This is a genomic window from Stutzerimonas stutzeri, from assembly GCF_018138085.1.
Classification (GTDB): Bacteria; Pseudomonadota; Gammaproteobacteria; order Pseudomonadales; family Pseudomonadaceae; genus Stutzerimonas; species Stutzerimonas stutzeri_AI.
Genome location: NZ_CP073105.1, coordinates 4,001,038 through 4,026,293, shown reverse-complemented (window position 1 = coordinate 4,026,293; position 25,256 = coordinate 4,001,038). Strand labels below are relative to the sequence as shown.

Sequence of the window (25,256 nt, the reverse complement as noted above, 5' to 3'; positions counted from 1 at the left end):
TGTTCAGCGCTATTTGTGCATATTCGAAAGGGAAACACCGCCAAGGGCGCACCAGCCCGACACCTTGCGGCGCGGGCGGGCACTTTTTCAGAGCGCTAGAAGAACCCCAGTGGATTGATGTCGTAGCTCACCAGCAGATTCTTGGTCTGCTGGTAGTGGTCGAGGATCATCTTGTGGGTTTCGCGACCGACGCCGGACTTCTTGTAGCCACCGAATGCCGCATGCGCCGGGTAGAGGTGGTAGCAGTTGGTCCATACGCGTCCGGCCTTGATCGCCCGGCCCATCCGGTAGGCCCGGTTGATGTCACGGGTCCAGACGCCCGCGCCCAGGCCGTACTCGGTGTCGTTGGCGATCGCCAGCGCTTCGGCTTCGTCCTTGAAGGTGGTCACGCCGATCACCGGGCCGAAGATTTCTTCCTGGAACACCCGCATCTTGTTGGTGCCCTTGAGCAGCGTCGGCTGGATGTAATAACCGGTCGCCAGGCTGCCTTCGAGTTTCTCGACGCCGCCACCGGTGAGCACTTCGGCGCCTTCCTGTTTGGCGATGTCCAGATAGGACATGATCTTGTCGAACTGCTGCTGGCTGGCCTGGGCGCCGACCATGGTGTCGGTGTCCAGCGGGTCGCCGCGCTTGATCTGCGAGACCTTCTTCATCACCGCTTCCATGAAGGGCCCGTAGATGGATTCCTGCACCAGCGCGCGCGACGGGCAGGTGCAGACTTCGCCTTGGTTGAAGAAGCCCAGCACCAGGCCTTCAGCTGCTTTCTCGATGAAGGTCGGCTCGGCCTGCATGATGTCTTCGAAGTAGATGTTCGGGCTCTTGCCGCCCAGCTCGACGGTGCTCGGGATGATGCTCTCGGCGGCGCGCTTCATGATGTGCGAGCCCACCGGGGTGGAGCCGGTGAAAGCGATCTTGGCGATGCGTTTGCTGCTCGCCAGGGCTTCGCCGGCTTCACGGCCGTAGCCCTGGACGATGTTTAGCACGCCCGGCGGCAACAGATCGCCGATCACTTCCATCAGCACGGCGATGCCCAGCGGCGTCTGCTCGGCGGGCTTCAAGACTACGCAGTTGCCGGCGGCCAGCGCCGGGGCGAGCTTCCAGGCGGCCATCAGAATCGGGAAGTTCCAGGGGATGATCTGCCCGACCACACCCAGCGGCTCGTGGAAGTGATAGGCCGCGGTGTGCTCGTCGATCTCCGCGCTGGTGCCTTCCTGGGCGCGGATGCAGCCGGCGAAATAGCGGAAGTGATCGGCCGCCAGCGGGATGTCGGCGTTCAACGTCTCGCGCACGGCCTTGCCGTTGTCCCAGGTTTCGGTGATGGCGAGCATTTCGAGGTTCTGCTCGATGCGATCGGCGATCTTCAGCAGGATCAGCGAGCGCGCCTGCACACTGGTCTTGCCCCAGGCATCGGCGGCGGCGTGGGCGGCGTCCAGGGCTTTCTCGATATCGGCGGCGTCCGAGCGGGGAAACTCGGCGATGGGCTGGCCGTTGACCGGAGAGAGGTTGGTGAAATATTGGCCGTTGACCGGCTCGACGAACTCGCCGTTGATGAAGTTGCCGTAACGGGACTTGAAGGAAACGACAGCGCCTTCGCTGCCGGGATGGGCGTAACGCATGGTGAGTCTCCGGAACTTGTAATTGTGTTGGGACTGCTGTGATTCAGCGTAGAACAAAGCCCGTTCGTCGGTTGGCGAGGCGACGTGCGGTGCGGCGGCTAGGGGGCGGGTGCTGTGCTAATCTGCGCCGCAGTTTTCGGCGCCGACAGGCGCGGCTGTGTCGCCTGATCCGATGGCTCAGCGTGGCATTTTTCAGAGGTCACCCATGCATATCCACATTCTCGGCATCTGCGGCACCTTCATGGGCTCGCTCGCAGTGCTGGCCAAGGAACTGGGCCATCGCGTCACCGGCTCCGACGCCAACGTCTATCCCCCGATGAGCACCCAGCTCGAGGCCCAGGGCATCGAGCTGACCCAGGGCTACGAGCCGAGCCAGCTCGACCCGGCACCGGATCTGGTGGTGATCGGCAATGCGCTCTCTCGCGGCAACCCGGCGGTGGAATACGTGCTGAACAAGGGCCTGCCTTATGTTTCCGGTCCGCAATGGCTGGCCGATCACGTGCTCCAGGGCCGCTGGGTACTGGCCGCCGCCGGCACCCATGGCAAGACCACCACCAGCAGCATGCTGGCCTGGGTGTTGGAGCATGCGGGCATGAGCCCGGGCTTTCTCATCGGCGGCGTGCCGCAGAACTTCGGTATCTCGGCGCGCCTGGGCGGCACACCGTTTTTCGTGGTCGAGGCGGATGAGTACGACAGCGCCTTCTTCGACAAACGCAGCAAGTTCGTCCATTACCGCCCGCGCACCGCGATCCTGAATAATCTCGAGTTCGACCATGCGGACATCTTCCCGGATCTCGCGGCGATCGAACGGCAGTTCCATCATCTGGTGCGCACCGTGCCTAGCGAAGGGCTGGTCATTCATCCGCAGGCTGAAGAAGCACTCAAGCGCGTCATCGGCATGGGCTGCTGGACGCCGGTGCAGACCACTGGAGAAGACGGTCAGTGGCAGGCGAACCTGCTGCGCGCCGACGGCTCACGGTTCGAGGTGATTTTCGAGGGTGCCGTGCAGGGCGTGGTGGACTGGGAGCTGACTGGCCAGCACAACGTCAACAACGCACTGGCGACCCTCGCCGCGGCGCGTCACGTCGGCGTGCTGCCAAAGCAGGGGGCCGAGGCGCTGAGCGAGTTCCGCAGCGTAAAACGGCGGATGGAGAAGGTCGCCGAGGTCAACGGCGTGACCATTTACGATGATTTCGCCCATCACCCGACCGCCATCGCCACGACCCTCGACGGTTTGCGCAAGCGGGTGGGCGATACGTCGATCATTGCGGTGATCGAGCCGCGTTCCAACTCCATGAAGCTCGGTGCCCATCGCGAGGGATTGGCTGAGTCGGTTGCGCTGGCCAATCAGGCGATCTGGTACGCGCCGCCGAATCTCGGCTGGGACCTGGCGGCCACCGTCGCCGGCTCGCCGGTCGAAACGACCGTGTGCGATTCGCTGGAAGCCATCATTACCAAGGTCAAGGCCGACGCCACGCCGGGCACGCAGGTGGTGGTAATGAGCAACGGCGGCTTTGGCGGGTTGCACGTCAAATTGGCCGCCGCTTTGAGCTGATCGCCCAAGGTGGAAACGCTTCGCGGTTTCCACCCTACGAGTTTGCGAATAGGGCGAATTTGTTCTCAAAGTGTCGCGAGCGAAGCTTAGGCAAGGCGAAACCTTGCGAGAAAGCGGAGCTTGCTGGTGCGAGTGAGCATTTCGAGTAAGGTTTCAACGCAGCATAAGCAAGCGCAGCAGCTTTGGGAGCAAATTCATGAGCGGACCGGAACGCATCACCTTGGCCATGACCGGCGCCTCTGGCGCTCAGTACGGTCTGCGTCTGCTGGATTGCCTGATTCAGGAAGACCGTGAGGTGCACTTCCTGATTTCCAAGGCTGCGCAACTGGTGATGGCCACCGAGACCGACGTCGTGCTGCCGGCCAAGCCGCAGGCCATGCAGGCATTCCTTTCCGAATACACGGGCGCGGCGGCTGGGCAGATCCGCGTGTTCGCCAAGGAAGACTGGATGGCGCCGCCGGCTTCCGGCTCCGGCGCGCCGACGGCGATGGTGGTGGTGCCGTGCTCGACCGGGACCCTGTCGGCCATCGCGACCGGTGCCTGCAACAACCTGATCGAGCGCGCGGCGGACGTTGCGTTGAAAGAGCGTCGCCAGCTGATCTTGGTCCCGCGTGAAGCGCCCTATTCGAGCATCCACCTGGAGAACATGCTCAAGCTGTCCAATCTCGGCGTGACTATCCTGCCGGCATCACCCGGCTTCTATCACCAACCGCAGACCCTCGACGATCTGATCGATTTCGTCGTCGCGCGCATCCTCAACCTGCTCAACATCCCGCAAGACATGCTGCCGCGTTGGGGCGAGCACCATATCGTCAGCGATGATTGAGCCGGCCCTTGAACGGATAGGTTGAGCGCAGCGATACCATCGGGATTACCTCACAAGCGGAGCGTCCATGAAGCAACCAGCCATGCAACTCTGCTCGACATTCCTGACCATCCTGCTGCTGTCCGGCTGCGCCACGGTACGCACCATGGATGCCGCCAAACCCGGTGCGCCGATCATCTATTCAGGTACCCGTCTGGACTGGTACAGCCTCAACGGTGGCTGTTGTCCTCTCGATCGGTTTGGTGCCGAGGCGCCGAAATACGCGGCGCTCGATCTGCCCGCTAGCGCCTTGTTGGACACGCTGCTGCTCCCCTTTGCCCTGGCGGCGGAGCTGGGCGTCGGGCTCGGTGTCCGCGGCGGGCTCTGATCGCGCTCCGCTGCGTGCGGCATAACTGATCTGGATCCAGGCGGAGCGGTTTTACGGCTGACATAATTTTGCTCACCGATAGCGCTGCGCATGGTCGCCGACACGAGGAGAGCCGATGTGAAAGACCGGGCCCAGTTCCACATCAATTACTGGATGATCGCCATCCTGGTTTTTCTCGGCTTGCAGTATTTGCTGTCGATGCAGCAGGAAGTGGCGACCATCCCCTACAGCGAGTTCGAGCAGCACCTCAAGGACGGTCGTGTCGAAGAGCTGGCGATTACCGAGCGGCGGATCGAGGGCACGCTCAAGGAGCCCTTGGCCGGCGGCCAGCGGCGCTTCATCGCCAACCGCGTCGAACCGCAGCTGGCCGAGCACCTGCAGCAGTATCCGGTGCGCTACACCGGCAAGGTCGAGAGCACGCTGGTGCGCGACCTGCTGTCGTGGATCATTCCTGCGGCGCTGTTCTTCGGTATCTGGCTGTTTCTGCTCAAGCGCATCGGTGGCGGCCTGGGTGGCGGCGGCATGATGCAGATCGGCAAGAGCAAGGCACGGATCTACGTCGAGACCGACATGAAGGTGACCTTCGCCGACGTGGCCGGCGTCGACGAGGCCAAGGACGAGCTCAAGGAAATCGTCGAATTTCTGCGTGACCCAAAGAGCTACGGCCGCCTCGGCGGGCGCATGCCCAAGGGCGTCCTGTTGGTCGGCCCGCCCGGCACAGGCAAGACGCTCCTGGCGCGCGCCGTGGCGGGCGAGGCGAAGGTGCCGTTCTTCTCCATTTCCGGCTCCGAGTTCGTGGAAATGTTCGTCGGTGTCGGCGCGGCGCGGGTACGCGACCTGTTCGAACAGGCGCGCGCCCAGGCACCGGCGATCATCTTCATCGATGAACTGGACGCCCTGGGCCGTGCTCGCGGTGCCGGGCCGCTATCCGGCGGCCATGATGAAAAGGAGCAGACGCTCAACCAGCTGCTGGTGGAGATGGACGGTTTCGATACCTCCAGCGGTCTGGTGCTGCTGGCCGCCACCAACCGTCCCGAAATCCTCGACCCGGCACTGCTGCGCGCCGGCCGTTTCGATCGTCAGGTGCTGGTGGACCGGCCGGACAAGATCGGGCGAGTACAGATCCTCGAGGTGCATCTGAAGAAGGCGCGGCTGGGCACCGATGTCGACCCGCAGGCCATTGCCGCGCTGACGCCGGGTTTCACCGGCGCCGACCTGGCCAACCTGGTCAACGAGGCGACGCTGCTGGCAACCCGGCGCAACGCAGAGGCTGTGGCGATGGAGGATTTCACCACCGCCATCGAACGCATCATTGCCGGCCTTGAGAAGCGCAATCGCCTGCTCAACCCGCGTGAGCGCGAGATCGTCGCCTATCACGAGATGGGTCACGCACTGGTCGCCATGGCGCTGCCGGGCGTAGACCCGGTGCACAAGGTCTCGATCATTCCGCGCGGCATGGGTGCGCTGGGTTACACCATCCAGCGGCCTATCGAGGACCGATTCCTGATGACCCGCGACGAGCTGGAAAACAAGATGGCCGTGCTGCTCGGCGGACGTGCCGCGGAGTGGCTGGTGTTTGGCCATCTGTCCACCGGCGCGGCAGACGACTTGGCCAAGGTGACCGATATAGCTCGGGCGATGGTGACCCGCTATGGCATGTCGCGGCGCCTCGGCCATATGGCATTGGAGCGCGAGCCTAACGCCTTTCTGGGCAACGAGGCGATGCTCGGTCTCAAACCTCAGCATGACTATGCGGAAAGTACTGCCGCGGCGATCGACGAGGAGGTGCAGGAGCTGGTGCAGTCCTCCTTCCAGCGCAGTCTGGAACTGCTCGAAGCGCGCCGGGCGCTGTTGGAGCGTAGTGCTCAGCGGCTGCTGCAACAGGAGACCCTGGATGGGGAGGCGCTACGCGAGTTGAGCGCCGCCGTGGGCGACCTTCCGGTACAGGCCGCGCCCTAGAGGCGCACGGAAAAGAACGGCTCAGGAGGAGCAATACGGGTTGCGCTGACGCTATGTCGCATATCGCGCGCACGTTGCAGCCGACTTGAGCCAGCGCCTTACCGCAGCGTCTCGCGCATCATTCCGAGCCCAACGCCTGCCCCGCCCCAGCAGCCGCTTCGCCTCCGATAAGAAAAGGTTATCGCTCGATCAGCGGCTGTCATTAGGCAGCGCGCCTGGTGGTTCTTAGAGTGTTGCCATGCAAAGGCCGCATGGCCACCAAGAAGAACAAGAAAGCGAGGGAAGACGATGAGGCCTGGCCTGATCGCGAGCGGGCGGCGCATTCAATCGCCTGCTGTTTGCCATTCATATGATCTGAGTTGTGGTATGCCTGCCGAGCCTGGAGCGGCGCGCCCCAGCCGCTCGCGCCTTGCCCAGTCTCGCCTGCGCCATCTCTCTAGCCTGATTTATCCGCTTCGGCAGCCTGTGGCGCGGCGAAATCGCGTGGATGGGCCGGTGGCCACTACATCGTTCGGGCGAATTGGAAAACAAAGTGGCCGGCCGAATTTGACAGCCAATCATATGATGATAGGGTTCAGTAGACCCAAGGGCAGCCGCACAGAGGCTCGCATGTCGAACAACTATCACAGCGCAACGGTGGAATGGCTGGGTTCCTGGATCGCCTCGGGCAAGGTCCAGCCGGGCGAGGCGCTGAAGGTCGAGGCCGGCCTTTGCGAAGAGCTGGGCGTGAGTCGCACCGTGATCCGCGAGGCGATCAAGACGCTGGTGGCCAAGGGCATGCTCGACGTCGGCCCGAAGGTGGGCACGCGGGTGACGCCGGTGCGCTCCTGGAACCTGTTCGACGTTCAGGTCGTCGGCTGGCTGGCCGAGAACGGCCTGCCGGAAAGCTTCGTGATGGACCTGATCGACTTGCGCCGGACGATAGAGCCGACCGCCGTGCGCTGGGCCTGCGAGCGCGCAACACCGAAACAGATCGCCGAAATCCAGGCGACCTACCAGGCGCTTGCCGCGTCCCTGGGCGACAAGGACGAGTACAACCGCGCTGACAAACTCTTCCACGAGGCAGTGCTGGCGGCCAGCCACAACCAGTTCATCGAACGCATGGTGCCGGCGCTGGGCGCCTTGCTGGCGGTGTCGTTCGAGGTGTCCTCGACGGTTCCTGACGAACTCGGACTGACCCTGCCGTTGCACAAGGAAATCGCCGACGCCATCGCCAGTCGCGATGGCGCGCGCGGGGTCTGGGCGTGCATGACGCTGATCGAGCGTGCGGCCCTGACCATCTCACGTCATTACCCGGAGCTCGTGGTGTCACGCGGCGAGCAGACTGCGCCATAAAAACAATGAAAGCGGAGTGCGACCATGCAATGGCTGCCCATCTCGCAACAACGCTACAGACTGGCCGAGGGCCCGTTCTGGGATGCCCGGGACCAGGCGCTTTACTGGGCCGACATCGTCGGTCGACTGGCCTGCCGGCTGGGCCCGGACGGCTATCGGCAATGGCAGTTGGCCGAGCCGGTATCGGCCGTCATCCCCTGCGCCAACGGCGATGCGCTGGTGACCCTGGCCAGCGGCGTGTACCGCCTCGATCTCAACGCTTCTGAAGCTGACCTCAAGCGGTTCTGCGTCGCCGATGCCACTTCCGGCAACCGCGCCAACGAAGCACGCTGCGACGCCCGGGGCCGGCTCTGGCTCGGCACCATGCAGAACAACATCGCCGAAGACGGCAGCGATATTCCGATTACACGGCGCTCCGGCGGGCTGTTCCGAGTCGACCCGGACGGCTCGGTCACGCAGCTGCTCAGCGATCTGGGCATCGTCAATACGCTGCTGTGGAACGAGGCGGGTGATCGCGTCATCTGCGGCGACACGCTGGATAAGTCGTTGTACAGCCACCGCATCGCCGCCGACGGGCGTCTGGTCGACCGAAAGGTCTGGGCCGGTCCGCATCCGCGTGGCGTACCCGACGGTTCGGCCATGGATTCGGCAGGCTACGTCTGGAATGCACGCTGGGGCGGGCATTGCCTGCTGCGCTACGCACCGGACGGTTGCCTTGATCGCATCGTCGAGTTGCCTGTCAGCCATCCCACCAGTTGCGTGTTCGGCGGCCCCGATCTGACCCATTTGTATGTGACCTCGGCCATGCCCGATGACGCGTCGAACGACCTGGACGGCGCCGTGTTGATGGCCGAAGTCGGCATCGTCGGGCTGCCCTGTACAGGCTTCGCCGGTTGACCTGTTTATCCGGCCGCCATGCGGCCACTTAACTGCTCAGGAGTTGTTCACATGGCTTCACCGCTTTCATTGCCGCCGACACCTGAACCCCAACGCGGCGAACGCCTGAAAGGCAAAGTCGTGGTCGTCACCGGCGGCGCCCAGGGCATTGGCGAGGCCATTGTGGCCTGCTTCCAGGCGCAGCAGGCCAAGGTGGTCATCGGAGACATTCAGGGCGACAAGGCCGAGCGGGTCGCCGCCGGCTGGCGCGAGCGGGGCGGTGAGGTGCGCGCGCTGAGAACCGACGTCACCAAGCCTGCCGAGCTGGAGGCGCTGGTCGGTCTGGCGCTGGAGCACTACGGCCAGGTCGATGTGCTGGTCAACTGCGCAGGGGTCAACGTGTTCCGTGACCCGCTGGAGATGACCGAGGAAGACTGGCGACGCTGCTTCGCCATCGACCTGGACGGCGTCTGGTTCGGTTGCAAGGCGGCCCTGCCGCACATGGTGCAGCGCGGTGTCGGCAACATTATCAACATCGCCTCGGTGCACTCGACCAACATCATTCCCGGTTGCTTCCCATACCCCGTCGCCAAGCACGGCCTGCTCGGGCTGACCCGCGCGTTAGGCATCGAATATGCGCCCAAGGGGATTCGCGTCAACGCCATCGCGCCGGGCTACATCGAGACGCAGCTCAACGTGGACTACTGGAACGATTTCGCCGACCCGCGCGCCGAGCGTCAGCGCGCCTTCGACATGCATCCGCCGCGGCGCATCGGCCAGCCGATCGAGGTGGCGATGACCGCTTTGTTCCTCGCCACCGACGAGGCGCCGTTCATCAACGCTGCCTGCATCACCATCGATGGCGGGCGCTCGGTGCTTTACCACGATTGAGCAGTACATGGGTTCGTTTAAAGGGGCCGACAGTGGCCCCAGCGGCAAGCCGCCAGCAACGCATTCGGTGGTGACGTATCAGGGCTGAACGCCTGACGAGTCAATAAAAGCTATTCAATAAGAATAATGGAGGTAGCTATGTTCCGGTCTTTCGGAATCCGTTCGCTTTGCTGTGCAGCGTTAACTGTGGGTGCAATGAGTTTCGCCGGTGCGACCCTGGCCGACGACGAGGTCAAGATCGGCTTTCTGGTCAAGCAACCTGAAGAGCCCTGGTTCCAGACCGAATGGGCCTTCGCCGAGAAGGCCGCCAAGGACAAGGGCTTCACCCTGCTGAAGATCGCCGTGCCGGACGGTGAGAAGACCCTCGCGGCCATCGACAGCCTCGCGGCCAACGGCGCCAAGGGCTTCGTCATCTGCGCGCCCGATGTGGCGCTCGGCCCGGCCATCGTCGCCAAGTCCAAGTTCAACGACCTGAAGGTCATGGCTGTCGATGATCGCTTCGTCGATGCCAAGGGCCAGCCCATGGAAGAGGTGCCGTACCTCGGCATGGCTGCCTTCGAAGTGGGCCAGAAGCAGGGCGCGGCCATGGCCGAGGAAGCCAAGAAACGCGGCTGGGACTGGAACGACACCTACGCGGTGATCAACACCTACAACGAGCTCGACACCGGCAAGAAGCGTACTGACGGCTCGGTGGATGCGCTGAAGAAGGCCGGCTTTCCTGAAGACCACATTCTCTATACCCCGCAGAAGACCCTGGATGTGCCCGGCAGCATGAACGCCACCACCTCGGCGCTGGTGAAGCTGCCGCGCGGCGCGAAGAACCTGATCATCGGCGGCATGAACGACAACACCGTTCTGGGCGGCGTACGTGCCACCGAGAGCGCCGGGTTCAGCGCCGACAACGTGATCGGCATCGGCATCAATGGCACCGATGCCATCGGCGAACTGAAGAAGGACCACAGCGGCTTCTATGGCTCGATGCTGCCCAGCCCGCACATCGAAGGCTACGAAACCGCGCGGATGATGTACGAGTGGGTCACCACCGGCAAAGAACCGCCGAAGTACACGGCGATGGACGAAGTCACCCTGATCACCCGCGAGAACTTCCAGGAAGAACTGGAAAAGATCGGCCTCTGGAAATAGGCCGGTCCATTCGCGGGAGGCCTGATTCCAGGCCGATTTCAGTATCGAACTCGCCCGGTCGAACGGGCGAGGGTGGAGACGCTCCATGCTTCAACAAGTCAATGCGGGCGATAGCCTGCGGTTCAACGGCATCGGCAAGAACTTTCCGGGCGTGCGTGCGCTGTCGGAGATCAGCTTCGAGGCGCGTCCTGGCACCGTGCATGCCCTGATGGGTGAGAACGGCGCTGGCAAGTCGACGCTGCTGAAAATTCTCGGCGGCGCCTATCAGCCGAGCAGCGGCGATTTGCAGATCGGTGGGCGCAATCTGGCGTTTCGCTCAGCCGGTGAAAGCATCGCCAGCGGCGTCGCGGTGATCCACCAGGAGCTGCATCTGGTGCCGGAGATGAGCGTGGCCGAAAACCTCATGCTCGGGCACATGCCGTCGCGCTTCGGGCTGGTCAATCGCCGGGCGATGCTGCGTCAGGCGCGGGAACTGCTCAAAGGGCTGGCGGATGAGATCGACCCCGCCGCACGGCTGGGCAGCCTGTCGTTGGGGCAGCGCCAACTGGTGGAAATCGCCAAGGCAATGTCGCGCAACGCCCATGTGATCGCCTTCGATGAACCCACCAGCAGCCTGTCGGCGCGGGAAATCGAGCGCCTGATGGCCATCATCGCCAAGCTCCGCGACGAGGGGCGGGTGGTGCTTTACGTATCGCACCGGATGGAAGAGATCTTCCGCATCTGCGATGCGGTTACGGTGTTCAAGGACGGCCGTTTCGTCTGCACCTTCGACGACATGAGCGAGCTGACCCATGACGCGCTGGTGACCTGCATGGTCGGCCGCGATATCCAGGACATCTACAACTACCGTCCCCGTGAGCAGCAAGGCGAGGCGCTGCGCGTCGAAGGGCTGCTCGGCCACGGTTTGCAGGAGCCGGCGAATTTCTCGGTCAGCCGTGGCGAGGTGCTCGGTTTCTTCGGCCTGGTCGGCGCCGGGCGTACCGAGCTGCTGCGCCTGCTCGCCGGATTGGCTCCGCACAACGCCGGTACGGTGCAGCTCGATGGCCAGCCGTTGCAACTGAAGTCGGCGCGCGACGCCATCGCTTCGGGGATCCTGCTCTGTCCCGAGGACCGTAAGAAAGAAGGCATCGTGCCGCTGGGTAGCGTGGCGGAGAACATCAACATCGGTGCGCGTGGCCGCAATGCCCGCCTCGGTTGTCTGGTGCAGGGCCGCTGGGAGCGCGAGAACGCCGACCGGCAGATCCGTGCGCTGAACATCAAGACACCATCGCCCGACCAGCAGATCGTATTTCTCTCCGGCGGTAACCAGCAGAAGGTCATCCTCGGCCGCTGGCTATCGATGCCGATGAAGGTGCTGCTGCTCGACGAGCCCACCCGCGGCATCGATATCGGCGCCAAGGCCGAGATCTACCAGATCATCCATGACCTCGCGGCGAGCGGTATCGCGGTGATCGTCGTCTCCAGCGACCTGATGGAAGTCATCGGCATCTCCGACCGCATTCTGGTGATGAGCGAGGGCGCGATCACTGGCGAAGTCACCCGCGATCAGGCCGAAGAATCCCGCCTGCTGCAACTGGCACTTCCGCGCTCGCGCGGCTGAATAACAATGATGAGGTGCTCTATGTCTGCTCAACAAAACGCTCTGGCCGCGCCGCGGCAGGGTCTCAACATGCGCCGCTTCCTCGATGACTGGGTCATGGTGCTGGCGGCGCTCGGCATCTTCGTGTTGTCGGCGATCTTCATCGACAACTTCCTCTCGCCGTTGAACATGCGCGGCCTCGGGCTGGCGATCTCCACCGTGGGCATCGCTGCTTGCACCATGCTGTTCTGCCTGGCATCCGGGCACTTCGACCTGTCGGTCGGCTCGGTGATTGCCTGCGCGGGCGTGGTGGCGGCTGTCGTGATGCGCGATACCGAAAGCGTGTTCCTCGGCGTCTCGGCGGCGCTGGCGATGGGGCTGGTGGTCGGGCTGATCAACGGCATCGTGATCGCCAAGCTGCGTATCAATGCGCTGATCGCGACGCTGGCGACCATGCAGATCGTGCGCGGGCTGGCCTACATATTCTCCAACGGCAAGGCCGTCGGGGTGATGCAGGAAGACTTCTTCCTGTTCGGCAATGGCACTCTGCTTGGCGTGCCGGTGCCGATCCTGATTACCGTTGTCTGCTTCGCCTTCTTCGGCTGGCTGCTGAACTACACCACCTATGGCCGCAACACCATGGCCATTGGCGGCAACCAGGAAGCGGCGCTGCTGGCCGGGGTCCATGTCGACCGCACCAAGATCATTATCTTCGCCGTGCACGGCCTGATCGGTGCCCTGGCCGGCGTGGTGCTGGCGTCGCGGATGACCTCGGGGCAGCCGATGATCGGCCAGGGCTTCGAGCTGACCGTGATCTCCGCCTGCGTGCTCGGGGGCGTCTCGCTCAGCGGTGGCATCGGCATGATCCGCCATGTGATCGCGGGGGTGCTGATTCTGGCGATCATCGAGAACGCGATGAATCTGAAGAATATCGACACCTTCTACCAGTACGTCATCCGCGGCACGATTCTGTTGCTGGCGGTGATCATCGATCGGCTGAAGCAGCGCTGATCCCAATCGCGCCGGTTGCCGGCGCGCTGGAGAAAACCCGTGGATACACAGCTGATCGCGCTGGACTGGGGGACCAGTTCACTGCGCGCTTATCGACTCGGTGCGGCCGGCGAAACGCTGGAGGTGCGCGGTTTGCCGCTGGGCGTCATGCAGCTCGACGGCAGCGAGGCGGAGTTCGAACGCGCACTCGAACAGGCCTGCGGCGACTGGCAACGGGCCGCCCCCGAGGTGCCGATGATCGCCTGTGGCATGGTCGGCAGCGCCCAGGGTTGGCGTGAAGCCCGCTATGTCGAAGCGCCGCTCGGGGCCGGTGAGCTGACGTTGTTGCCCATCGAGCGATCGCACGGGATGCCGCTGTGGCTGGTGCCCGGCGTGATTCAGCGCGGCAGCGTCCCGAACGTCATGCGTGGCGAAGAAACCCAGGTGTTCGGCCTGCTCGATGGCGATGGCGACCAGGTTGAGCCGTTGCTGATCGGCCTGCCGGGCAGCCACAGCAAATGGGTCACGGTGGAGGGCGGACAGCTCAGCCGATTCCAGACCTTCATGACCGGGGAGGTGTATCAGGCGCTGCTCGGCCATACGATCCTCGGCCGCACGGCGGTGACCAGCGAGAGCTTCAATGCAGCGGCCTTCGAGCGCGGCCTGCGCGTGGCGAGGTCGAGCGAGGGGCAAGCCGGTCCGCTGTCGACGATCTTCAGCAGCCGCACGCTGGTGCTGACCGGCGAGCTCAACGGCGCGGCCCAGGCCGACTACCTCTCCGGGCTGTTGATCGGCCACGAGCTGGCTGCCATGACCTCGGTGCTGCAAGTGCCGCCCTCTCAACCCATCGTCCTCATCGGCAACTCGACGCTCTGTGCCCGCTACCTGTGGGCGCTTGAGCATTGCGGCTTCGAATCGCTGCGCTTCGCGCCCGAGGCCACGGCTGCCGGGCTTTGGAAAATTGCCGCAGGCGCCGGCCTGATCGCCACCGACACAGCAGGAGAGCCGAATGTTCAACCGTACGCTCGCCACTAACGGCTTGATCGCGATTCTTCGGGGCCTGCGCCCCGAGGAAGCCGAGTCGATCGGCAGCGCGCTCTATGCCGCCGGTATCAGAATCATCGAGGTACCGCTCAATTCCCCGCAGCCGCTGCGCAGCCTCGAAATCCTGCGCCGAACCCTGCCCGAGAATTGCCTGGTCGGTGCCGGTACCGTGCTGTCCGCCGAGCAGGTGCGAGCCGTGAAGGAGGCTGGCGGACAGTTGATCGTCATGCCGCACTGCGACGTTCAGGTGCTGCGCGCCGCGAAGGACGCGGGTCTCTACCTCGCGCCGGGTGTCGCCACGCCGAGCGAGGCCTTTGCTGCGCTGGCCGCCGGCGCCGACGCACTCAAGTTGTTCCCCGCCGAGCAGGTCGGTATCGGTGCGATGAAAGCCTGGCTGGCCGTGCTGCCACCCGGCACGGCGCTGCTGCCGGTAGGCGGCATCACGCCGGACAACATGGCGCCTTATCTGCGTGCGGGGGCGGCCGGCTTCGGTCTGGGCTCAGCACTTTATTCGCCGGGATTGCCCGCTGACGAGGTGGGTCGCCGGGCTCAGGCCTTCATTCAGGCCCGCCGCGCGGCGATGGCCTGACCACTTTCTGCGAGAGACCGAGAAATGAAGATTACCCGCCTTACCACGCTGGTCGTGCCGCCACGCTGGCTGTTCCTCAAGATCGAAACGGATGAAGGCATCACCGGCTGGGGCGAGCCGGTGGTCGAAGGCCGTGCGCACAGCGTCGCCGCGGCAGTGGATGAGTTGGCCGACTACCTTGTGGGGCGCGACCCGCGCAACGTCGAAGATCTCTGGACGGTCATGTACCGCGGCGGCTTCTACCGCGGCGGGCCGATCCTCATGAGCGCCATCGCCGGCATCGATCAGGCGCTGTGGGACATCAAGGGCAAGGCATTGGGCGTCTCGGTCAGCGACCTGCTCGGTGGCCGGGTGCGCGAGCGTATCCGGGTGTATTCCTGGATCGGCGGTGATCGTCCGGCGGATACCGCCAACGCCGCCCGCGATGCGGTGGCGCGGGGGTTCAGCGCGGTGAAGATGAACGCCAGCGAGGAGCTACAGTTCGTCGACAGCCACGCCAAGGTCGATGCGGTGTTGGCGAACATGGCGGCCGTACGCGACGCGGTGGGCAAGAACATCGGTATTGGCGTGGATTTTCACGGCCGCGTGCACAAGCCCATGGCGAAGATCCTGATCAAGGAGCTCGAGCCCTATCGACCGATGTTCATCGAGGAGCCGGTGCTCAGTGACAACTACGAGGCGCTCAAGGAATTGGCACCGCTGTCCTGCGCGCCGATCGCCCTGGGCGAGCGGTTGTACTCACGCTGGGATTTCAAGCGCATCCTCGCCGAAGGCTACGTCGACATCATCCAGCCCGACACCTCCCACGCCGGTGGTATCACCGAGACGCGCAAGATTGCCAGCATGGCCGAGGCCTACGACGTCGCGCTGGCACTGCATTGCCCGCTCGGGCCGATTGCCCTGGCGGCGTGCCTGCAGCTGGATGGCGTCTGCTACAACGCCTTCATTCAAGAGCAGAGCCTGGGCATCCATTACAACCAGGGCAATGACCTGCTCGACTATATCTCCAATCGCGAGGTGTTCGAGTATCAGGATGGCTTCGTGGCGATACCGAACGGGCCAGGACTGGGCATCGAGATCAATGAAGATTACGTGCTGGAGCAGGCGCGCATTGGCCATCGCTGGCGCAACCCCATCTGGCGCCACGCCGACGGCAGCGTCGCCGAGTGGTGAGCCCCAGTTTGCGGTGAGTTGTTGGCACACCGAGCAGGTGTTTGAAAAAGGCCCCGTGCGGGGCCTTTTGCGCATCAGGGCTTGGGGAATTTGTAGATCGTGGTCTGGGTGTAGGTCTGGCCCGGATCGAGGCGAGTGCTCGGGAAATTCGGCTGATTGGGCGCGTCCGGGTAGTGCTGGGTTTCGAGGGTAAAGGCGCTCCAGTGCGGATAGGCCTTGCCGCCTTTGCCGTTGATGCTGCCGTCGAGGAAGTTGCCGGTATAGAGCTGGACGCCGGGTTCGGTGGTGTACATCAGCAGCCGCCGTCCGGACTCGGGATCGAGCACCTCGGCGGCCAGCTTGCTCAGGTCTCCGTCGGTGTCGAGCACCCAGTTGAAATCGAAGCCGCCGGCCTTGGCTTCGGCGAATTTCAGCTGCTGATGATCATCTTTGATATGCGCGCCGAAAGGGGTCGGCTGGAGGAAGTCCATCGGCGTGCCTTTGACCTCGGCCAGCTCGCCGGTGGGGATCAGCTTTTCGGTCACCGGCGTGTAGCGCGAGGCGTACAGGGTCGCGACCTGATCGAGCACACTCGGGCTGCCCGCCCCGGCGAGGTTGAAGTAGCTGTGGTTGGTCAGGTTGAGCACCGTGGGTTTGTCAGTGGTGGTGCGGTACTGGATGCGTAGCTCATTGTCGTCGTTGAGGCTGTAGGTCACGTGAGTGGTCATGGTGCCGGGGAAACCCATTTCGCCATCGGGCGACACGTAGCTCAACTCGACGCCGACGCTGCCGTCCTCGTCGGCAGGCTTGGCCTTCCAGACCCGCTTGTCGAAGCCCTCCGGCCCGCCGTGCAGGGCGTTGCTGCCGTCATTCTGCGGGACTTGATAGGTCTTGCCGTCGAGTTCGAAGCGGCCATTGGCGAGGCGGTTACCGAAGCGGCCGATGGTCGCGCCGAAATACACGTTGCCGTTCTTGATGTAGCCATCGACGTCGTCGAAGCCAAGCACGATGTCTTCGAACTTGCCGTTCTTGTCCGGCACCCGTAACGACTGCAGCACGCCGCCGTAGGTGATCACGACGGCTTCCAGTCCCTGGCTGTTCTTCAGGGTGTATTTCTCGATGGGCGTGCCGTCCGGCATCTTGCCGAAACTGCCGTGCTGGTTGGACAGGCCTGCGGCCTGTGCGCCGAGTGTGCTGATCATGAGAGACAGGGCAATTCCGTTGAGTAACAGTCTGGGTTGCATGGTTTCACCTGGCATTGTTGTTGTTTTTTGCGTGAGCGCACGCCGCCAGGATGGTATGGGTGGGCGACGTTGCGCCGGCTAAAGCCTAGACAGCCGAGCCATTCCCTCCCAATACGAATTACGGCATTTACGATACGCAAACCGATATGCCTTGCGCGTGTTGATGCGAGCGGTGATCAGGTGCGCTGGCGGGTTGTGTGCTGCGCCAGTGCCCACTCGACGTGTTCGCGTACCAGCTCGGACGGATCGTCGCGGCGCGCCTGCAGCGCTTCGAGCACAGGAATGCTCGAGGGCGCGTTGCCCAGGCCTACCGCCAGGTTGCGCAACCAGTTCTGATAGCCCGTGCGCCGCAGCGGCGAGCCTTCGGTACGGCTGAGAAACTCGTCTTCGGTCCAGCGAAACAGCGTGGCCAGCTCGGCATTGTCGAGACTGTGACGGGGCTGGAAGTCGCTCTGCTCGGTCGGTTTGGCGAAGCGATTCCAGGGGCAGACGATCTGGCAGTCGTCGCAGCCGAACACACGATTGCCGATCTTCGACCGCAGCTCGACGGGAATCGAACCTTTCAGCTCGATGGTGAGGTAGGAAATGCAGCGCCGCGCATCCAGCATGCGTTCGCCGACGAAGGCTTCGGTCGGGCAGATGTCCAGGCAGGCGTGGCAACTGCCGCAGTGGTCGCGCGCGGTGGGCTCGTCGACCGGCAGGGCGATGTCGACGAAGAGTTCGCCAAGGAAGAACCAGCTGCCAGCCTTGCGATTGAGCACCAGGGTGTTCTTGCCGATCCAGCCGAGGCCGGCCTGTTGCGCCACGGCTTTTTCCAGCACCGGTGCGCTGTCGACGAACGCACGGAAGCCGAAGGGTCCGATCACCTGCTGAATACGCTCGGCCAGTTGCTGCAGGCGTTTGCGGATCAGCTTGTGATAGTCACGGCCCAATGCGTAGCGGGACACATAGGCTTTTTCCGGATGCGCCAGTTGCGCGGCCATGCGCGTATCGCCCGGCAAATAATCCATGCGCAGCGACACGACCCGCAGCGTGCCCGGCACCAGCTGCTCCGGGTGGGAACGTTTGCTGCCATGGGCAGCCATATAGTCCATCTCGCCGTGGTAGCCGGCCGCCAGCCAGCGCTCGAGGTGCGCCTCATGCTCGCCCAGGTCGACGCCGGTGATGCCGACCTGCTGGAAGCCGAGCTCGCGGCCCCACTCCTTGATGGAGGCGGCAAGTGCGGCGGGGTCGAGGGTGGTGCTGGACATGGCTTCGGGTCGTCGGGCGTTGCGGCGTGCGATGGGCGGGCTGATGTTCGGTGCGGCGCGCGGCGCCCGTTCTAGCTGCCGCGCTGCCCGCCTTGAGGCGGCGATGTTTCTGTTGATCTGCCATCGACGCGCTGCGGGCGGTCACGCAGACGCATGCGTATAATTCTGCCAGATATTCGCTCGGGTGATTCATGTCCCAGACCACCGATACACTCCCCAACCGTCTTTACTCGGCCGCTCAGGTGCGTGAACTCGACGCTCGGCTGATCGCCGCCGGGACGCCCGGTTTCGAACTGATGCAGCGCGCCGCCCATGCCGCCTGGCGCGCTCTGCGCCGGCGCTGGCCGGATGCCGAAGAGATCACGGTACTGGCCGGGCGCGGCAATAACGCCGGCGATGGTTACCTGATCGCCGCTTTGGCGCAGCGTGCTGGTCGTCAGGTTCAGGTGATCACCGTGGGTGACCCCCGGCAGCTGCAGGGTGATGCCGCCCAGGCATTCAGTGAAGCGCAGGCAGCGGGCGTCAAGATGACGCCCTGGTCGCCCTCTGCCGAGCTACGTGGCGTGCTGGTCGATGCGCTGCTTGGCACCGGTATCACTGGCGAGGTGCGTGAGCCCTACGCCAGCGCTATTCGCGCCATGAACGAAAGTACTCTGCCGATCATTGCCGTCGATTTGCCGTCGGGACTCTGTGCCGATACCGGGTGTCTGTTGGGCGAGGTGGTGCAGGCCGAACTGACGGTAACATTCATCGGGCTCAAGCTCGGCCTGCTCACGGGGGAGGGACCGGCCCGGATCGGAGCGCTGGTATTCGACGATCTGCAAGCCGATGCGCAGGTGGTCGAGCAGAGTGAATATGCCGCGCTGCGCATGTCCGAGGCGATACTGCCCAAGCTCGCGCCCCGTTCCCCGACGGCTCATAAAGGCAGTTTCGGTCAGGTCCTGGTTATCGGCGGCGACCTTGGCACCGGTGGTGCCGCCTTGCTGACCGCCGAAGCGGCGCTGCGCTGCGGGGCCGGCATGGTGACCCTGGCCACACGCCCGGAGCACGTTACCGCCTCGCTGATGCGACGCCCGGAGATCATGTGCAGCGGTGTCGAGTCGACCTATGCGCTGACCGGGCTGACTCAACGCGCCGATGTACTGGTGATCGGGCCGGGCCTGGGCCAAGCACCGTGGGGGCGCAGTTTGCTGTCGCTGGCGCCGCAGTGTCGCGTCCCTCAAGTGTGGGACGCCGATGCGCTGAACCTGCTGGCGACAGGTGCAGTCGAGTTGCCGGCGAACTGCCTGCTGACGCCGCACCCTGGCGAGGCGGCGCGGCTATTGGGTATTCCGGTGGCCGAAGTACAGGCTGATCGTCCGGCAGCGGCCCGTGCTCTGGCGGCCCGGTTCGACTGTGCCGTGCTGCTCAAGGGCGCCGGAACCCTGATTGCCGACCGTGATGGCCGCCTGGCGCTGTGCGATCGCGGCCACCCGGCGATGGCCAGCGCGGGGCTGGGCGATGTTCTCGCTGGTGTTGCGGGTGCGCTACTGGCACAGGGGCTGGAACCCTATGAAGCGGCCTGCCTGTCGGTCTGGCTGCATGCTTCGGCCGGAGAGCGGCTTGGCGCAGCGGGCAGGGGGCTTGCCGCGGCTGATCTGATTCCGGTGGTTCGCCAATTGCTCGAGGAGCATTCGCCATGCTTGAACTGACGCTGGTGGCGGCCGACGAAGACGCCATGCTTTCTCTGGGGGCGCGCATCGCCCAGGCGACCGGTGGTCGGGGCGTGATCTATCTGCATGGCGATCTCGGCGCCGGCAAAACCACGCTGTCACGCGGGCTGATCCGTGGCCTGGGGCACGCGGGCAAGGTCAAGAGCCCGACATTCACACTGGTCGAACCCTACGAAACGCCCACGGCGCGTGTCTTCCATTTCGATCTGTACCGCTTGGTCGATCCGGAAGAGCTTGAGTTTCTCGGCATCCGCGACTATTTCGAAGGTAACGCCTTGTGCCTGGTGGAGTGGCCGGAACGTGGCGCCGGCATTTTGCCAAAGGCCGACCTGGACATTACCATTACGCCCCACGGGGCCGGCCGTATGCTGCGCCTGACGCCACATGGCGTGCGCGGTGAAGGCTGGTGTTCCATCCTGACCGTCGGCAATCAATGAACATCATGGGGTTGGGTATGCGCATGCGCGCGCTGGTAAGTGGTTTGGCATTGATGCTAGCGGCCGTTCAGGTCCTGGCTGCCTCAGATGTGCAGAGCGTGCGATTGTGGCGGGCACCCGACAACACCCGTCTGGTCTTCGATCTTTCCGGCCCGGTAGAGCACAAGGTGTTCACGCTTTCGGCGCCTGATCGCATCGTGATCGACGTCGAAGGCGCTAACCTGCCCAAGCCGTTCGATCAGTTGCCCCTCGATAACACCCCCATTTCCGGTTTGCGTGCGGCGAAGTTCGATGCCGACACGCTCCGTGTGGTCATCGATCTCTCTGCGTCAGTCACGCCGAAGAGCTTTACGCTGCCGCCGAACCAGCAGTACGGCGACCGCCTGGTCGTCGACCTGTTCGACGAGGGCGCCGAGCCTTCCACCACGGCCAGCGTTCCGACGACCACCACGCCGAGCAAGCCTGCCGCGCCGGTGTCGCCGACCCTGCCGGCGCTGAAGCTGCCACCGCTGCCGTCCAGCAAGCGCGACATCGTGGTCGCCATCGATGCCGGCCATGGCGGCGAAGACCCGGGGGCGATCGGTCCCGGCAAGACCTTCGAGAAAAATGTGGTGTTGCAGATCGCCAAAGAGCTGCAGCGCCAGATCAACGCGGAAAAAGGCTACCGGGGCGAGCTCGTGCGCACCGGGGACTACTTCATTCCGTTACGCAAACGTACCGAGATCGCCCGTAAGAAGGGCGCCGACCTGTTCGTCTCGATACATGCGGACGCCGCGCCCCGTTCATCCGCTTATGGCGCCTCCGTGTTCGCCTTGTCGGACCGTGGCGCCACGTCCGAAACCGCGCGCTGGCTGGCCGACAGCGAGAACCGCTCGGACCTGATCGGCGGCGCTGGAAACGTCAGCCTGGGCGACAAGGACCAGATGCTCGCGGGCGTCTTGCTGGACCTGTCGATGACCGCCTCCCTGTCGTCCAGCCTCAATGTCGGGCAGAAGGTGCTGAGCAACATGGGCCGGATCACGCCGCTGCACAAGTCCCGGGTCGAGCAGGCCGGATTCATGGTCCTGAAGTCTCCGGACATTCCGTCGATCCTGGTCGAGACCGGTTTCATCTCCAATCCGTCCGAGGCCCGCAAGCTGCAAACGGCGGCGCATCAGCAGTCATTGGCGCGTTCCATCCACAGCGGTGTGAAGCAGTTCTTCCAGGAAAATCCGCCACCGGGCACCTATGTCGCCTGGCTGCGGGATTCCGGCAAGATCGCCAGCGCACCGCGCGAACATGTGGTGCGGTCGGGTGAAAGCCTGGCCCTGTTGGCCGAGCGCTATCAGGTCAGTCTGCCGGCTTTGCGTAGCGCCAACAGCCTGAAGAGCGACGTGATCAAGGTTGGCCAGACCCTGAACATTCCTGCCACGACACTGGCTTCTCAGCCATGACCGAAGCTGCACGCATCCAGCTATTGAGCCCACGACTGGCGAACCAGATCGCGGCGGGTGAGGTGGTCGAGCGACCTGCTTCGGTGATCAAGGAGCTGCTGGAAAACAGCCTCGATTCGGGCGCGACGCGGATCGAGGTGGATGTCGAGCAGGGCGGCGTGAAGCTCTTGCGCGTGCGTGACGACGGTTGCGGCATTCCGGCCGATGATCTCCCGTTGGCATTGGCGCGGCATGCCACCAGCAAGATTCGCGACCTGGAAGACCTGGAGCGGGTGATGAGCCTCGGGTTTCGGGGCGAGGCGCTGGCGTCGATCAGTTCGGTATCGCGTCTGACGCTTACCTCGCGCACGGCCGATGCTGCCGAGGCCTGGCAGGTCGAAACCGAAGGCCGGGACATGGACGCTCGCGTCCAGCCGGCAGCGCATCCCGTCGGCACCTCGGTCGAGGTGCGCGATCTGTTCTTCAACACGCCGGCGCGGCGCAAGTTCCTGCGCACCGAGAAGACCGAGTTCGACCACCTGCAGGAAGTCATCAAGCGACTGGCGTTGGCGCGCTTCGACGTCGCCTTTCACCTGCGGCACAACGGCAAGGCCATTCTGGCGCTGCATCCGGCCAACGACCCGGCGTCGCGTGGGCGTCGTGTGGCCTCTGTGTGTGGTCCGGCGTTTCTCGAGCAGGCACTGCCGGTCGAGATCGAGCGAAACGGCCTGCACCTGTGGGGTTGGGTCGGCTTGCCTACCTTCTCTCGCAGCCAGGCGGACCTGCAGTATTTCTACGTGAACGGACGCATGGTGCGCGACAAGCTGGTCGCGCACGCCGTAAGGCAGGCCTATCGCGACGTGCTGTTCAACGGTCGGCATCCGACCTTCGTGCTGTTTCTGGATGTCGATCCGGCGGTTGTCGACGTCAACGTCCATCCGACCAAGCATGAGGTGCGCTTCCGCGATAACCGCATGGTGCACGACTTCCTGTACGGCACTCTGCACCGTGCACTGGGGGATGTGCGGCCGGACGACCAGTTGGCGGCACCTGCTAGCACGGGGCCCGCTGCCCAGGTTAGCGGTCGTGAAGCAGGGGAGTTCGCGGGGCAGAACGAGATGAGCCTCGCAGCCAGCGTACTCGAGCCCCAGGCGCCGCAGCCTGCCTGGCTCGGCGCGGGCGCGGGCGCTGGCTATCAGGCGCCCCGGCCGCAGCCGACGGGAAACGTCGCGGAGGCGCAGGGCGCCTATCGGGCGTTCTTTTCACCGCTGGCCGAGGCGAGTCCGGCGGCCTTGCCGGAGAGCCAGGACGACGTACCACCGCTCGGCTATGCGCTGGCGCAGCTCAAGGGCATCTACATCCTCGCTGAGAACGCGCAGGGGCTGGTGCTGGTGGATATGCATGCCGCTCATGAACGGATCATGTACGAGCGGCTGAAAACCGCGATGGCCAGCGAAGGGCTGCGCGGCCAGCCGTTGCTGGTGCCGGAGTCGATCGCCGTGAGCCAGCGCGAGGCGGATTGCGCTGAAGAGCATGGCCGGTGGTTCCAGATGCTTGGTTTCGAGCTGCAGCGACTTGGCCCCGAGAGCCTCGCCATCCGCCAGATTCCGTCCTTGCTCAAGCAGGCCGAGGCCTCGCAATTGGTTCAGGACGTGCTCGCCGACCTGCTCGAATACGGCACCAGTGATCGCATCCAGGCGCATCTCAACGAGCTGCTCGGCACCATGGCCTGTCACGGCGCGGTACGCGCGAACCGCCGTCTTACCGTGCCGGAAATGAACGGGCTGCTGCGCGACATGGAGCAGACCGAGCGCAGTGGTCAATGCAATCACGGCCGCCCGACCTGGACGCAGATGGGCATGGCTGACCTGGACAAGCTTTTCCTCCGCGGTCGCTAGTCCTCTTTATCGCTCTCGGGTGCGGCCGCCGGACCCGAGGCCTCTGTTTTGAGCCCACATGTCTCGATTACCTCCCGCCATCTTCCTCATGGGCCCGACCGCAGCCGGTAAAACCGACCTGGCCATCGAGCTCGCAAAGGTGCTGCCGTGCGACCTGATCAGCGTCGACTCGGCGCTGGTCTATCGAGAAATGGATATCGGCACCGCCAAACCCAGTGCAGAGGTGCTGCAGGCGTTTCCGCACCGTCTGATCGATATCCGTGACCCGGCGCAGAGTTACTCGGCAGCGGAGTTCGCCTCCGATGCGCTTGCCGCAATGGCCGAAAGCACGGCTGCCGGGCGCATACCGCTGCTGGTTGGGGGCACCATGCTCTACTTCAAGGCACTGAGCGAAGGCCTTGCGCAGATGCCGGCCGCCGATCAGCAGGTCCGCACGGAGCTGGAGGCACAGGCCAGAACGGAAGGGCTCGCCGCGCTCCATCGGCAATTGGCCGAGGTCGATCCGGAGTCCGCCGCACGTATCCACCCCAACGATCCGCAGCGCCTGGTCAGGGCGCTCGAGGTCTATCGTGTCAGCGGCATCAGCATGAGCGAGCATCGTGCCCGACAAAGGCAGCAAAAAGCCGGAGCGGGCGCGCCAGACGGCGGCGTCTTGCCTTATACTGTCGCGCAGTTGTCCGTCGCGCCCGCGCAGCGGCAGGTCTTGCACCAACGTATCGAACAGCGCTTCGTGGCGATGGTTGAACAGGGCTTTGTCGAAGAGGTCGAATATCTTCGCGGGCGCGCTGATTTGCATCCCGAACTGCCTTCCATGCGTGCTGTGGGCTATCGTCAGGTCTGGAGTTACCTGGACGGTGCCTGCTCGCGAGAGGAGATGGTTCAGCGCGGCATCATCGCTACTCGACAGCTGGCCAAGCGTCAATTGACCTGGTTGCGGGGATGGGAGGGGGTTCACTGGCTGGATAGCTCGGCCTGCGACAATCTGCCGCGAGCATTGAAATACTTGGAGAGGCTCACCATATTGAGCTGACACTGCAATTTGACCGGCTATTCTCAAATCACTGATCAGCCGAGTTCGATTTCTAAAAATTAATGAAAAGATCCTTTAAGGAGTGCGGCACATGTCAAAAGGGCATTCGCTACAAGACCCTTACCTGAACACCCTGCGTAAGGAACGCGTTCCGGTTTCCATCTATCTGGTCAACGGCATCAAACTTCAGGGCCAGATCGAGTCTTTCGACCAATTCGTCATCCTGTTGAAAAATACCGTCAGCCAGATGGTCTACAAACACGCCATCTCGACGGTCGTTCCTGGCCGTCCGGTTCGCCTGCCTGCCGCTGGCGATGCGGAGCAGTCCGAGTCGGGTAACGACTAAAGGGG

Annotated in this window: 22 protein-coding genes; 19 read left to right on the top strand and 3 right to left on the bottom strand. The window is 64.0% G+C overall.

The features are described from left to right. Positions 1–95: 95 nt before the first annotated feature. Positions 96–1,616, bottom strand: a complete 1,521-nt coding sequence (gene exaC, locus KCX70_RS18545) for an acetaldehyde dehydrogenase ExaC (protein ID WP_102853303.1) — start codon at positions 1,614–1,616, stop codon at positions 96–98. A 205-nt stretch (positions 1,617–1,821) separates the two neighbouring features. Between exaC and mpl the strand changes: the two genes are divergently transcribed. The 13 genes from mpl (at position 1,822) to dgoD (ending at position 15,943) form a co-directional block, all read left to right on the top strand. After that, on the top strand, positions 1,822–3,171 hold the full coding sequence (gene mpl / locus KCX70_RS18540; protein ID WP_212618398.1) for a UDP-N-acetylmuramate:L-alanyl-gamma-D-glutamyl-meso-diaminopimelate ligase: 1,350 nt from the start codon (positions 1,822–1,824) through the stop codon (positions 3,169–3,171). Between the two features lie 196 nt (positions 3,172–3,367). After that, positions 3,368–3,997: a flavin prenyltransferase UbiX gene (gene ubiX, locus KCX70_RS18535; protein WP_212618397.1), complete on the top strand. Its 630-nt coding sequence runs from the start codon at positions 3,368–3,370 to the stop codon at positions 3,995–3,997. An 82-nt stretch (positions 3,998–4,079) separates the two neighbouring features. Further along, a complete protein-coding gene (locus tag KCX70_RS18530) occupies positions 4,080–4,364 on the top strand; it encodes a YceK/YidQ family lipoprotein (RefSeq protein WP_212620385.1) in 285 nt (94 codons plus the stop codon). A 117-nt stretch (positions 4,365–4,481) separates the two neighbouring features. Then, positions 4,482–6,323: an ATP-dependent zinc metalloprotease FtsH gene (ftsH, locus tag KCX70_RS18525; protein ID WP_212618396.1), complete on the top strand. Its 1,842-nt coding sequence runs from the start codon at positions 4,482–4,484 to the stop codon at positions 6,321–6,323. Positions 6,324–6,932: 609 nt separating this feature from the next. Beyond that, entirely contained in the window at positions 6,933–7,658 is a 726-nt protein-coding gene (locus KCX70_RS18520) for a FadR/GntR family transcriptional regulator (RefSeq protein WP_212618395.1), read from the top strand. A gap of 24 nt (positions 7,659–7,682) precedes the next feature. Beyond that, entirely contained in the window at positions 7,683–8,555 is an 873-nt protein-coding gene (locus KCX70_RS18515; protein ID WP_212618394.1) for an SMP-30/gluconolactonase/LRE family protein, read from the top strand. A 51-nt stretch (positions 8,556–8,606) separates the two neighbouring features. Then, on the top strand, positions 8,607–9,425 hold the full coding sequence (locus tag KCX70_RS18510) for an SDR family oxidoreductase (protein WP_212618393.1): 819 nt from the start codon (positions 8,607–8,609) through the stop codon (positions 9,423–9,425). A gap of 138 nt (positions 9,426–9,563) precedes the next feature. Then, on the top strand, positions 9,564–10,568 hold the full coding sequence (locus KCX70_RS18505) for a substrate-binding domain-containing protein (protein ID WP_212618392.1): 1,005 nt from the start codon (positions 9,564–9,566) through the stop codon (positions 10,566–10,568). Between the two features lie 85 nt (positions 10,569–10,653). After that, entirely contained in the window at positions 10,654–12,168 is a 1,515-nt protein-coding gene (araG, locus tag KCX70_RS18500) for an L-arabinose ABC transporter ATP-binding protein AraG (protein ID WP_212618391.1), read from the top strand. Between the two features lie 21 nt (positions 12,169–12,189). Beyond that, a complete protein-coding gene (araH, locus tag KCX70_RS18495) occupies positions 12,190–13,158 on the top strand; it encodes an L-arabinose ABC transporter permease AraH (RefSeq protein WP_021206751.1) in 969 nt (322 codons plus the stop codon). Between the two features lie 39 nt (positions 13,159–13,197). Beyond that, positions 13,198–14,172 carry a 2-dehydro-3-deoxygalactonokinase gene (locus tag KCX70_RS18490; RefSeq protein ID WP_212618390.1) on the top strand — a complete coding sequence of 325 codons (975 nt, stop codon included), beginning with the start codon at positions 13,198–13,200 and terminating at the stop codon, positions 14,170–14,172. Beyond that, entirely contained in the window at positions 14,147–14,770 is a 624-nt protein-coding gene (locus tag KCX70_RS18485; RefSeq protein ID WP_212618389.1) for a 2-dehydro-3-deoxy-6-phosphogalactonate aldolase, read from the top strand. The genes KCX70_RS18490 and KCX70_RS18485 overlap by 26 nt, the downstream gene beginning before the upstream one ends. Before the next feature lie 24 nt (positions 14,771–14,794). Then, a complete protein-coding gene (gene dgoD, locus KCX70_RS18480; RefSeq protein ID WP_212618388.1) occupies positions 14,795–15,943 on the top strand; it encodes a galactonate dehydratase in 1,149 nt (382 codons plus the stop codon). A 74-nt stretch (positions 15,944–16,017) separates the two neighbouring features. Here the strand turns inward: dgoD and KCX70_RS18475 are convergent, their stop codons facing one another. After that, positions 16,018–17,166, bottom strand: a complete 1,149-nt coding sequence (locus KCX70_RS18475; RefSeq protein ID WP_212618387.1) for an aldose epimerase family protein — start codon at positions 17,164–17,166, stop codon at positions 16,018–16,020. A gap of 176 nt (positions 17,167–17,342) precedes the next feature. Then, positions 17,343–18,416, bottom strand: coding sequence for a tRNA epoxyqueuosine(34) reductase QueG (gene queG, locus KCX70_RS18470; protein WP_102853316.1), 1,074 nt, complete (start codon positions 18,414–18,416; stop codon positions 17,343–17,345). A 191-nt stretch (positions 18,417–18,607) separates the two neighbouring features. Between queG and KCX70_RS18465 the strand changes: the two genes are divergently transcribed. The 6 genes from KCX70_RS18465 (at position 18,608) to hfq (ending at position 25,251) form a co-directional block, all read left to right on the top strand. Continuing rightward, positions 18,608–20,107, top strand: a complete 1,500-nt coding sequence (locus KCX70_RS18465) for an NAD(P)H-hydrate dehydratase (protein WP_212618386.1) — start codon at positions 18,608–18,610, stop codon at positions 20,105–20,107. Beyond that, the gene (gene tsaE, locus KCX70_RS18460; protein WP_021206759.1) at positions 20,095–20,565 is read left to right on the top strand and encodes a tRNA (adenosine(37)-N6)-threonylcarbamoyltransferase complex ATPase subunit type 1 TsaE; all 471 of its coding nucleotides are present in this window, start codon (positions 20,095–20,097) and stop codon (positions 20,563–20,565) included. The genes KCX70_RS18465 and tsaE overlap by 13 nt, the downstream gene beginning before the upstream one ends. 5 nt (positions 20,566–20,570) lie before the next feature. Next, on the top strand, positions 20,571–21,998 hold the full coding sequence (locus KCX70_RS18455; protein WP_212620384.1) for an N-acetylmuramoyl-L-alanine amidase: 1,428 nt from the start codon (positions 20,571–20,573) through the stop codon (positions 21,996–21,998). Further along, the gene (gene mutL, locus KCX70_RS18450; protein WP_212618385.1) at positions 21,995–23,875 is read left to right on the top strand and encodes a DNA mismatch repair endonuclease MutL; all 1,881 of its coding nucleotides are present in this window, start codon (positions 21,995–21,997) and stop codon (positions 23,873–23,875) included. Before KCX70_RS18455 ends, mutL begins: the two co-directional genes overlap by 4 nt. A gap of 58 nt (positions 23,876–23,933) precedes the next feature. Continuing rightward, positions 23,934–24,905, top strand: a complete 972-nt coding sequence (miaA, locus tag KCX70_RS18445; RefSeq protein ID WP_102853320.1) for a tRNA (adenosine(37)-N6)-dimethylallyltransferase MiaA — start codon at positions 23,934–23,936, stop codon at positions 24,903–24,905. Between the two features lie 91 nt (positions 24,906–24,996). Next, positions 24,997–25,251 (top strand): RNA chaperone Hfq, encoded by a 255-nt coding sequence (hfq, locus tag KCX70_RS18440; RefSeq protein ID WP_021206763.1) that lies wholly within the window; start codon positions 24,997–24,999, stop codon positions 25,249–25,251. Positions 25,252–25,256: the final 5 nt, after the last annotated feature.